Annotated in this window: 6 protein-coding genes; 3 read left to right on the top strand and 3 right to left on the bottom strand. The window is 46.6% G+C overall.

The genetic code is table 11. From position 1 onward, the window contains the following. Positions 1-408: 408 nt before the first annotated feature. Entirely contained in the window at positions 409-2679 is a 2271-nt protein-coding gene (locus F7D20_RS11455) for a BT4734/BF3469 family protein (protein WP_158464155.1), read from the bottom strand. Positions 2680-2721: 42 nt separating this feature from the next. Further along, positions 2722-3237, bottom strand: coding sequence for a hypothetical protein (locus tag F7D20_RS11450; protein ID WP_158464154.1), 516 nt, complete (start codon positions 3235-3237; stop codon positions 2722-2724). 743 nt (positions 3238-3980) lie between these two features. On the opposite strand from F7D20_RS11450, the gene F7D20_RS11445 reads away from it, so the two are divergent. Next, complete coding sequence (locus F7D20_RS11445) at positions 3981-5150, top strand: ATP-binding protein (protein ID WP_158464153.1); 1170 nt, start codon at positions 3981-3983, stop codon at positions 5148-5150. A 135-nt stretch (positions 5151-5285) separates the two neighbouring features. Here the strand turns inward: F7D20_RS11445 and F7D20_RS11440 are convergent, their stop codons facing one another. Next, positions 5286-9149 carry a hypothetical protein gene (locus F7D20_RS11440; protein ID WP_158464152.1) on the bottom strand — a complete coding sequence of 1288 codons (3864 nt, stop codon included), beginning with the start codon at positions 9147-9149 and terminating at the stop codon, positions 5286-5288. Between the two features lie 1037 nt (positions 9150-10186). On the opposite strand from F7D20_RS11440, the gene F7D20_RS11435 reads away from it, so the two are divergent. Together F7D20_RS11435 and F7D20_RS11430 are read left to right on the top strand one after the other, a co-directional pair. Then, positions 10187-10432: a hypothetical protein gene (locus F7D20_RS11435; RefSeq protein ID WP_228114184.1), complete on the top strand. Its 246-nt coding sequence runs from the start codon at positions 10187-10189 to the stop codon at positions 10430-10432. Between the two features lie 257 nt (positions 10433-10689). Then, a complete protein-coding gene (locus F7D20_RS11430; RefSeq protein WP_158464151.1) occupies positions 10690-11430 on the top strand; it encodes a DUF6994 family protein in 741 nt (246 codons plus the stop codon). Positions 11431-11701: the final 271 nt, after the last annotated feature.

The raw sequence follows: 11701 nt of genomic DNA, 5'->3' as shown, positions 1-11701 counted from the left end.
ACGAAGACCTCTGATGGTCCGCCAACCATAGAATGAAATGGTTACGAGCGACGAGGAGGAGCGGTTTCCTCTTCTTCCCTGAGGGGAGAAGACCGAGATGAGAGGTGGAGCCCTCTTTAATGGTAAAGAGGGACGGGGTGATTTTAGAAAAGATCCCTCCATTAATGCTAAAGGAGGACTGGTGGTTTTCGAAAAAATCCACAGAGCGAAACCAGCATTCGTGGGAGCGAATCAGAGATTTCTCTGAGCGAATCAGAGAATCGTGGAAGCGAACGTTGCGAACGTCGCATTCGCTCCCACGAATCTGGTATTCGCTCCCACGAGCGCCAAAACCACACAGCAGGGGGAGCAGCACAGCAGAGAGCAGAGGAATCTCCGCTTCACCATCAGAGAGAAGCGGAGGGAGAATCACAATTCATCTTTATTCTCAATGAAGCGGGAGTCAGCAGCAATGGTGACTCCCTCTTTCTCCACCACCCACCACCCATGAGAGTTGTTGCGCCGCGTCTTGCTGTACCCCAGGTGGGCCATCACGTCGCCCACGTTGCGGGTAGAGAAGGAGGGACGGAACACCGGGTTGAAGGCGATGTGTTCGAGGATCTCGGCACTCGTCACGAACTTCAGGTTGGGGGAGTGGAGGTCGGAGTCGGGGTTGGGGACACGGTAGTATTTCAGGATCAGCTCCTCCATGTAGTTGTTCACGATGAAGAGGCGGTTGTGCACCTCCAGGTGACTGATGTCCTTCGGCGTGAGCCAGTACACCCAAGGCTCCTCCTCGCCATCGGATGCGGCAGAGAGCGTTTTCTCTTTCATCACCTTCTGTCCCAGCGCCAGGGCCTGGGCATAGAGATGGCGGTAGTCGATGGGTGTCTCGCGAGGACTCTGAATGCGTTCCACCTCCCATACGAGGTAGCGGCGGGTCTCCTGTTCGCTGATGATGTGGATGTTGTTGCTCGTGCCGCAGAGCGAGGCGTTGTGGAGCAGCTGAGAGCTGTAGCGGGCATAGGGACGTCGCAGGGTGATGGTGGGCTTGGTGACGATGCTCTTGAAGGCGCTGAGGTTCTTGCCCATGGGTGTCTCGAACTCGTCGAGACAGATGAGCGCCTTGCTGGCACACAGCTCCAGGAAGTCCTTGTTGTTGTAGTCGGCGGTGGAGTCGTTGGCGTAATACTGGCGCAGCTCGGGAGGCAGCAGGTACTGGAAGAAGGAGGTCTTGTAGAGTCCGCCCTTGCCCACGAGGATGAGCACCATCTCGTTGACCACCCTCGGGGATACCCAGCACGCCACCATGCCTACGATCCACTTGCGGAACATCTCGGTGAACTCCTGCTGGGTGTGGAAGTGGGTGGGGTAGTTCTTCACCACCACGCGCCGGCTCAGCTCACCGATGTAGTCGGGGTCGCCCTCCTTCCATTCGGGCAGGCTCTCGAGAAATTCGGTCAGTGGATTGTATCGTCTCACGAAGTCGCTGTTCAGCACGATGTTCAGCAGGTTGATGGGGATCTTCAGTCCGTCGAGATCCATCCACGAGAAGATGGAGTTTTCGATGGGGTCGTCGACGATGGTCCAGCGGAAGTAGCTGGTGTTCTGGATGTCGAGTCCTCGCATCTCTGTCTTGTCGGTGATGGTGTTTCGGCGCAGTTCGAGTCGGGTGCTGAGCCACTGCCTCACGTCCTTGACGTCGGGGGTGCGCTTGTATCGTTCGCCGGGGGCATAGAGGTGCCAGCAGCCGAAGTTGGCGGGGTGCTTGTACATCCAGTCTACGATGCTCTTGATGCCGTCGTACTGGCTGCCATACTGCTGCAGCATCCAGTTGAGCAGCTGCTCCTTGTCGGCACCGTAGCTGTGGCAGAATCCAGCAAACCGCATGCAGTATTCGTGGTGGCTGCCGGGCTGAAACTGCACCCGCCAGTTCCTGGCATGGTCCTCCACCCGCTGTATGATGGCTTCGAAGGTGGGGGTGCCTCCCTTGGTGGCGTTACTCTTGGCGCGGTTCTTCTCGGCATTTTTCCTGACGGCTTTGTCGGCTGCCTCCTCTTTCTCCTGTTCCTTCAGCACCACGTGTTGATAGAACCAGTTCACCTCGTCGGGGGTGAAGGTGAGGGGCTTGGAGTCCCAGCAGAAGTAGGCTTTCGCGTCGTGGGCGAGTCCGCAGAGCCTCACCATGTCCTTGCACTGCTGGTCGGCAGAGATGTGCAGCAGGTCGTCGTAGATGGAGATGGCTTTGTCGACGGCGAGATGGTGCAGTTCGGTGACGGTGAGGGTGCATCCCTTAGGGCGTTCGTAGCGTAGGAGGATGCGTAGTCCCTTTCCGCTGATGGTGCGGTACACCACCATGGAGTAGGGCGATTTGGAGGCGAGCTCCACTTTCTCGTCGAGCACGATTTCTGCGACGTGGTCGTAGTCGAGCATGAGCCATCCCGTGGCGCATCCGAAGTCCTCGAGCTTTCGTCCTGTCCGCCTGAACTGGATGGAGGGGCAAATGGCGGGTTGAAGGCGCTTGGTGTTACTGGCTAAATTTTTGTCCACATCCTGCGCCTTGCGATAGCTCTTTGTGCTTTCTTCCAGAGCCTTGTCGTGTAGGATGAGTCTTTCCAATTCTGCGGTACTGATGAGCGGACTGTGCTTGGTAACCCTTAACGAGGCAAAAAACGACGGTAGGTTGTTGGTTGTTTCCATTGTTTTGGTTTTTTACAAGTTTTATATGATTCTTAGGATTTATTATTTCGTATTCATTTCGTATTGGTACAGTATTTCGGCCTTGCGGTAGAGGGTGCCTTTTTGTTGTTCCCTACTGAATGCTGTGTAGGCTTCTATGAGCGGGACGATGTCACCATGGGTCGTTTTAAATATGAACTTGCCGCAACTTTCTTTGAACTCATTTTCCAGGCTCTTCACGCTTTCGCGGGATGAATGTTTCATACGCTCCTCTGCATCCCTTTTTCTCAGGATGCTGATGATGCTCAGCTTTATGCGAAATAACTGTTCCGGGGCGAGGATACCTTCGTCCAAGTGCCTCAGTGCGTTATAGTTGAAATGACCTTCATCCATGATGTTGCGAAACTTTATTTTGTATATTCTCATTTGTTTAGCCAAAAAGTCTTGAATTCTACGGCAAAATCTGTAGATGCATCTCAGTTTCTGCTTCTTGCCTTCGGGCAGTGAAAGCACTTGTTCTATTTCTGCATCTTTGGCCATATTTTTATTGTTTATTTTTTCATTTGCAAAGTTCGGCATTTTTTTTGTAACCGATGTTATCTCCTATATGAGTCAACAACGTTAATTTTGTTACGAAAGTTTAGTATCTCTTAACTATCGGAGCGTCTTTTTTCCATCATGCCAAAATGCCGGGCAAAAAACAACTTTGAGGATTAGAAGCACTTTTTCTAATCCATTTTTCTTGCATCCCCCTTATTATTAATACTTTATACCATTTTTCTCGCGTTGTGTATATATAAATGTTGAAATGAATCGGCACGGCAACAGTTTTGGTAGTAATAACTGTTCAAAAAGGGTAGTAAATTCTGTTTTCATCCACTTTTTTAGTTGTGGATTTGGTCGGGTTTGGCGAAGTGCATCCACAGGGGATGCGCCCTTTTTTGGGGTGCCCAAATCCCCTTTTTTTAGCCCCGCATCCCCTGTTTTGGGGTGGCAAATCCCCTCATTGCTCCACTTTTTTCGTTTTCTTTTACATCGATTTTGTGTTTTTCTTCATGATTTTTGCATATTTTCCCATTTTTTTGTCAAATTTTCTGCTTGCGCAAACGCAAATTGGCAGATTTCGGGAGTAATTTGCTGTGTTTTCCGATGAACATCCCATGCAAATTTCGCCATAATATGCGTAAAAATCCCTCAATGAGGGATAAAAATGATTAAATTCATCCCTCATTGAGGGAACTTTTCTGAAGAATTCGTCCCTCATTGAGGGATTATTTGTATCTTTGCTGCAGTTTTAAATGATATTCATCTAAAAGAAAGATATGATAGACAATAAACTATATGAATACATGGCGGAGCTGCTGAAACGTACTCCGCTTGATTTCATCAGATATAAATATGATGAAATCAACTGGAATGGACGATTAATAGGTATTGTGGGGCCGAGAGGCGTTGGAAAATCCACCATGATACTTCAGCGCATCAAGCTATCCAAGGAAGGCCATCACCTGTATGTGTCGGCCGACAATATCTATTTTTCAAATCATTCCTTGGTTGACTTCGCCGACGAGTTTATCAAGGAGGGTGGTACACATCTTTATATAGATGAAATTCACAAGTATGCCGGATGGAGCAATGAACTGAAGCAAATTTACGACATGCACCCATCCCTGAACCTTATCTTTACCGGTTCATCGGTATTGGACATCAAGAAGGGAGAAGCAGATCTGAGCCGTCGGGCACTGATGTATATGATGCAAGGCTTGTCGTTCAGGGAATACCTGCAACTTTTTGAAGGAATCAAGACCAGAGTTTTCAGTCTCGACGAAATACTCAATCAACAGGTAGAGATTCCGGGAGTGGAACATCCATTGCCAATTTTCAGAGCGTACCTCGACCATGGCTATTACCCATTTGCCATAGAGGGAGATTTTACGCAAAGAATGCTGCAGGTGATAGACCAGACGGTAGAAGTTGACATTCCGCAATATGCCGATATGAGAGCCTCAACAGCACGCAAGCTAAAGCGCATGCTCGTTATTCTTTCCGGGTTGGCTCCCTACAAGCCAAGCTTAGAGAACCTTGCCACAGAAATCGGGGTGAGCAAGAACAACGTTCCTGATTATCTGGTCTACCTGGAACGTGCAGGAATGATAGGTCTGCTCAGAGATGATACTTCGGGAATGCGCAATCTTGGAAAGGTAGAAAAAGTCTATGTCGATAACCCAAGCCTGATGTCTGTACTCAACCCTAATCCCAATATTGGAAACATAAGGGAAACTTTCTTCTACAATCAGATGAGAGAAAAACAGGATGTTATTTCCTCCAGGATTTCCGACTTTACCATTGGTGACTATACCTTTGAGATTGGCGGAAGGAAGAAAGGTAAGAAGCAGATAGAGGATGTAAAAAACGGACGTATCGTAAAAGACGATATCGAGACGGGGCATGGAATCATCATCCCTCTCTGGTACTTCGGAATGAATTATTAACTGAGTACACTTCAAGACAGTAATAAACGTAATTTACTCAACTTTCGCATATAATAAAAGGTCTATACACCACTTTTCATCGTGGCATATAGACCTTTTTTGATATATCAGGCTCAGCTTTCGCCTTTGCGAAACTTACTTAACCATGATCTTATACGTCTTGCCGTCGTGCTTCACGATGTTCAGACCCTTCTGCAGACCATGGGTGCGACGACCACTTGCATCGTAGTATTCTGCATCGGCATCACGGCTGATGGCGTTGAGGTGGTCAATGGCGGTGCTGCCATCGTTCTTTCCGATGCTCAGTTTAGCAACTGACGTAAGTGATGCGTCGGATGGATGGAGGTATGCACGCATCGGTAGGATAGTGGCGGCATCGTGCAAGTCGCTGACGCGGCAGAACTGGTCCTCGCCAATGACGTAGTCGCTTGCCGCAAGATTCTCACCACTGATCTGAACGAACGAACCTACGAGGTTGACATCGGAGCGGTTTCCTGACAGTGGGGCAGTAACGATGTCGGCACCGACAGCAGAGAGGCTGAGCACCGTCTCGCCCTCCTTCATCTTGAAGAGCACCGGAGTGCCGGCAGGGATTACGCCCTCTTCATAACTCTCTATGGTGATGCATTCCTTAGAAGCATCAATGCCTGTGAGACGATAGAAGTCACATTCTGCTTCCTGGCTCAGGTCGATGGCGAATGGCAAGCAGAGTGTTCCCCAGGCTGCGCCCTCAGGGATATTTCGGCTGTAAGAGATGGTCTTAGAGGTGAACGCCTCATAGTCCTTGAAGTCCTCGCCGTCGACGAGTGTCAGGTCTTCGGCAGCCACAAACTTGTTGTTTGCATCCTTTGTCACCACGATGTTTCCAGCCTTGTCGGCTACATACTTATGCGCTGCGCATTTCTCGTTGCGACAGCCCATGTTGTAGATATGCTCGTTGGCATCATGCTCAGGACTGGCCAAGGTGGCAGATGCTACGTGAACCAATTCATTCTCAGAAGAACTGTTGCTATAAGATGCAGTCGTATTGTCGCAGTAACGGTATGAACCATGATATACTGTATTGCCCTCTGCAGCTGTCAGTACAGGATAAGCATCTGTGCCGAGTTTCTGGTACCACGCCAGTTCGCCTTCTGATTTGTTTCCATTGAGCAGGTAAGCCACTTCACCGCTCTTCAGCTGTTCAGGGGTGAATGCCTTGACCACGTCAACTTCATTCTTACCTTCAGGATAGGTCAATGAGCCACTTCCGATAGCCACGACTGCATCACCCGTCAGTTCCGTTCCACCGATGGTCATCTTAGCACTGCTGTTGTATGCCAAGATGCCAGAAGCAGAGCTGGAAGCATCTACAATGTATCCGACAATGAGACCATTACAATCTGCATAGTTAGCAGTAATATTGCCAATACCCAACACATTGTTAATATTGCATATATTAGCATATCCTATCAAGTTTCCGACGCGAGCATTTCCCGAAATATTGCCATTATTGGCACTGTTCTGGAGGCTTCCTTCACCAAAATATCCAATTATACCTCCAACGAAATCCTCCGTGCCTGTTATCTCACCATAATTGGCGCATGAAGTGATGGAATTTCCTGAATCGAAGCAGATGCCTACAATACCACCAACAGAATGTAAACCCTTCACTATTGCATGGTTTTCGCAGTTGCTGATGTTGCCATTAGCTCTTCCTGCTATTCCGCCAGTATCATAGTTTCCTTCTACCGAACAGTTACCAGTGGTCTTGATTTTTTCAATCACACAAGAACCTGCATATCCTGCCAAAATACCAGTACTACTATTATCATTGCCCTTCACCTTCGCATTGTCGAAAGTGATGTTCTTGATGCGGCAATCAGCAGCACAGCCAAAGAAACCAATTTCATTAGAGGTGGAGCTGATGAAAAGATTACGGATCGTCTTCCCGTTGCCGTCGAACGTTCCTTGATACTTCTTAGAACCGATAGGAGTCCAACTGAGCTCTGCTACCTGCTTTTCGGCATCAGCCTTATGGCACACACTGCTCATATCAATAACTTCCACATCATCGGCAATCTTTGCGCAGGCACTTGTCTTACCTGCATTCACGTAGTCACGGATCCACGCCAGATGATCTGCCGTCTTCAGTATGAAAGGTTCAGCCTCGGTTCCATTACCAGTCACGCCTGTAGGTGGTTGATTACTTATCAGTTTTACATTGAGCGTGACCTCGCCTTCGATGGCATCGCCATCATCCTCTCTGGCACCGATATAATAAGTGGTGCCTTTCTTTACTTCGTAGGTGATTTTGAAGTCCCAGCCATTACCACTACCTTTTTTAATCAAGTATTTAGCAGCCGTGCGGCTGTCCCATAGGGTGCCATAGGTGTCTTCGCCGTGGCTGTCTGCCGTTACCTCCAACATGCCATCTTCTGGGGCTGTAAATTTATAAAGATTGTAACCGCTGATTTTCGACTTCTTACCAAATACCTTTTCGATCGTTATGTTATTGTTGCCCAATTTAACGAACTGAATTTCTTTCTGGCACTTCGTGCATTTGTCGTTCTCATCATAGTTGTGACCAGTGGCAGCCTCCTTGATAATGTTACCTACTGGTTGTGTCAATTTTTCATCTAAGTAAGTCTCATTGCAAACATCACATTCCCAATATTCAATTGTGCCATCTACTGTGCAGGTAACATCCACTGATTCGTGATGTATGATACTATTGCTATGCTGCATCGTGAATGTGCCCTCCTGTGCTGGCTTTGTATTGGTAAATGTACCTGTGCCTTCCAACTCGCCTGAGCATTTCATTATCATAGGACGATCCGAATACACCTTATTCGTAGAGCCAAGTATAGGATAATCGTCTGTGTTCAGTTTTTGTCCCCATTTTGCACTTTCAGAGCCATTTCCCTGGAGTAAAAAAGCAACCAATCCACTCTTCAATTGTTCTGCAGTAAATGCCTTTATCCTTCCTGTAGATGATAATGAACTTATTCCGATAGCCTTGACGGCATCACCAGTCTGCTCAATTCCATTAATCGTAAGTTTTGCACTGCTGTTGTATGCCAAGATGCCAGCGGCGGTGCTGGAGGAATCCCAGATTACTCCAGCAAGGAGACCTGATTGAGAAGTTGTCGCAGTAACATTTCCAATGCCAAGCACATTGTTCAGATTGCAAATACTAGCATATCCTATCTGGTTTCCGACACAGTCAGCCCCCGATATATCGCCATAGTTGGCGCAGTTCTGAATGGTTCCTGAGATAAAAAATCCGACCATGCCTCCAACATTGGATTCCGTTCCTGTTACAGCACCGTAATTGGCGCATGAAGAGATGGTATTGTCGGAAGAGTTGCCTACAATACCTCCTACATTATTTGTACCATTCACCATTGCACGGTTTTCGCAGTTGCTGATGTTGCCCGTTCCTATTCCTGCAATTCCGCCTGTATTGTAAGTTCCTTCTACCGAACAGTTTGCCAAGGTCTTGATGTTTTCAATAGTACATTTCTCAAAAACTCCTGTCAATATTCCTGTACCATTATAATGAGTGTTCTTCACCTTCGCATTGTCGAAAGTGATGTTCTTAATACTGCCACTATTAGCATAGCCGAAGAAACCTTTATTCATAATGGTGCTATTGATGTATAGATTGCGAATCGTCTTCCCGTTGCCGTCGAACGTTCCACAATACATCCTGCCATTACCGATAGGATCCCAACTGAGCTCTTCTGTGTTTGTGGCGGCATCAGCCGCATGGCAGAACTCTGACAAGTCGATATCAGCAATCAGCGTGGCTGAAGCATATTGAGATTCATTATTCACATAGTCGCGGAACCACGCCAGTTCGGCAGCTGTAGATATCTCATAAGGATTGTCTACTGAGCCATTACCTCTGGTAGGCTTCGTCTGTGCCCATGCCCCCTCATAAGGCATGAGGATAGCCATCACGAGCAGCAGCATCATGACGAGCCATTTCGGTTTGTGTAATTGTTTCTTTTTCATACACGTTTTGTTATTAATAATTAATGTAAATATTTTGTCTTGTATTTCTGTTTGTGAATTTATCAAGAGGGTAGGGCGCTTTCCTCTATGATGGGAAAGACTGCACCGTCAAGCCCACTGAATTGTCAGGACGAAGAACACTCATAGAAATATAAGTGGCTTGTCTGCATGATGAATAGGTATGCCGACCTTGCAGCCTGTCATGGCTCCTGTTTCGCAATCATGGAGCAAATATACCAAAATAATTTGGGAAAAGGTGTCGCATTCCCCTGTCTATGTGTCGCATTCCTATCATTTAGGTGTCGCATTGGTAGGGAATGCGACACCTAAAAGGGGTTTTTCCGATAAAAATGTCTCTTTTCTCTGGTGTTTTTCAAAAATCAGTAATTTCCGCTTTTTTATCATCCGAAGCTGTTTCTATAGCCGGGTAGTCTCTCTTTTTGGTTCCTCAGAGCTTCCCTTAGCCCAGGGCAAATGACTCAAGCAGTACGCCCTCCTGTACGATTGATATCACCCAGCACGCCCTCCTGTATGATTGATATTACCCAGCACGCCCTCCTGTATGGTTGATATTACCCAGCACGCCCTCCTGTATGGTTGATATTACCCAGCACGCCCTGAAAGGGCAGAAGCTCTTAGCCCAGGGCAACGCCCTGGGTATAAAGGCAATCAGCAATGCGCCCTGTAAGGGCAAAAGCTTTAAAATACACCGAATAAAAATGGATAATCCGTTGCGATATGTAAAGCTTTTGCCCTTACAGGGCGCCAGGTTTGCGACACAAAAAATAGCCCAGGGCGCTGCCCTGGGCTAGGAGCTTCTGCCCTTTCAGGGCGTGCTGCTTATATGGGCTTCTTGGCCTTCAGGGTGTGTTGCTTATATGAACTTTTAATCACCCCGCACGCTTACTCATTTTAGCTAAAAAACAGCCTAAATATTTGGAAGTTACTAAATTTCAGAGTATCTTTGCAAAAGAATAAAACGTATAAAGACAAAGGAATCAAAACGTATCCCTGCAAAGGAATAAAAAGAAATGCGTATGAGACAGGTAGAAGAAAGATATACTCCGCAGGAATTGAGGGAGTACGAGGCCAGCAAGATTGCATATCGCGACATCAAGAATTCCGTAGACACCGCCAAGCGTGAAGGTATTGCTGAAGGAATGGAAAAGAAAAGTCTTGAGATTGCCAAGAAGATGCTGACAAAGGGCATGGATGAAACGACTGTGATGGAAATAACGGGGCTGTCGGCAGAAATGATACAGCAGCTGAAAGCGGAGATGTAGATTATTGATTCGCAAGGCTCCTGTAACAAAACCAAGTCTTGCACATATTGTTATAAACTGATATTCACTCAATAATGCCATTCTTCCATATCATGATACTGTTGTTTCAGAGGAAACGTTCAATTGAATTGTTAAGACAATACATACTAATTCTACAGTAGTAGATAAAGAAGAGATTCAGAAGAGGTATGAGATGCATGAAGAAGAAAGCATAATGGCGGCAGAGCCAGATGTGGAAAAGAAATAATAATTTTGATATGGAAAATATTGATGTAACATTTGACTTTACTTCAGACACACCTAATTATTGGGATGGATTTTGGAATAATGAACTTGGCTATTCAAAGAGAGATCCAGACTCGAAAAGTCCAATGCTAAGGAAATATCATCAGATACTTTGGAGTAGAGAATTGCCGTGCGGTGAGAAAATGGAGTTGACCGATGGGAAAAGCAGATATTATCTGAAATGGAAAGACTTCTATTTTGGGAGTGATTCCATTTTGGTGAGTTTCCGCCATAGCGACAAAAAACCGTTGCTTGATGAAGTAAAAGAAAAGGTGTCTGACTATAAATCATTTGTAGAGAAGTATGTCCGTGATTTTTATACAATAGGCGGAATGATTATCTTTCCACAGCGGCGGTTCAGTCTTAACTGTGCCCGTGGATGCCATCAGCGAATACGTGACAGATGGGACTTAACACTTGAATGTATAAGGCGGTACTATCAAGGTGAGGACAGTCCGATATTTAAATCACTATTGAAAGACAAGGCCTTTTTTGATTTGTTTGTTGATTTCAAAGGATATGTTGATTTCTTCTTTTTGCAAGACTGCGTGTCAGAAGACTACAGAAAGGTGAACTTGTGGCTCGGTAATGATTTCTTTGAGAAAAATCCAGTGCCACAAAATGCAGATGAATATCTTACTTTTATTGGGAAGGAATATGATTTTCTAAACAAAAGGAACCGAAGAATTTTAAATTTTAAGATAAATATGTAATTTAGCACTCTTAACAGGATTTGGAATGAGGCAAACCTGCCCCAAAAACTTTTGAAAAAATCTTAGGATAAGCGTGGAGCGCGACCCTTTCAGAATGCCGCTTGCGCTAACTTTGCAAAGGAAAAATCAGACGGTGGAGCAAGCTACCAAGATAACAGCAAAGGAATGATGCACAAAGTGCAGGAAAGGCGGTGCTGAAGGCGGAGCATACCGCAGAAAATAGAGTAGATGTGGGGAGTTACCCCCAGCACCTCTCATTGCACCGTACGTA

Origin of the sequence: Segatella copri, from assembly GCF_009495355.1 — a bacterium.
Taxonomy (GTDB): Bacteria; Bacteroidota; Bacteroidia; order Bacteroidales; family Bacteroidaceae; genus Prevotella.
The sequence above is the reverse complement of the archived record's forward strand: the minus strand, read 5'-3'. Positions and strand labels throughout refer to the sequence as shown.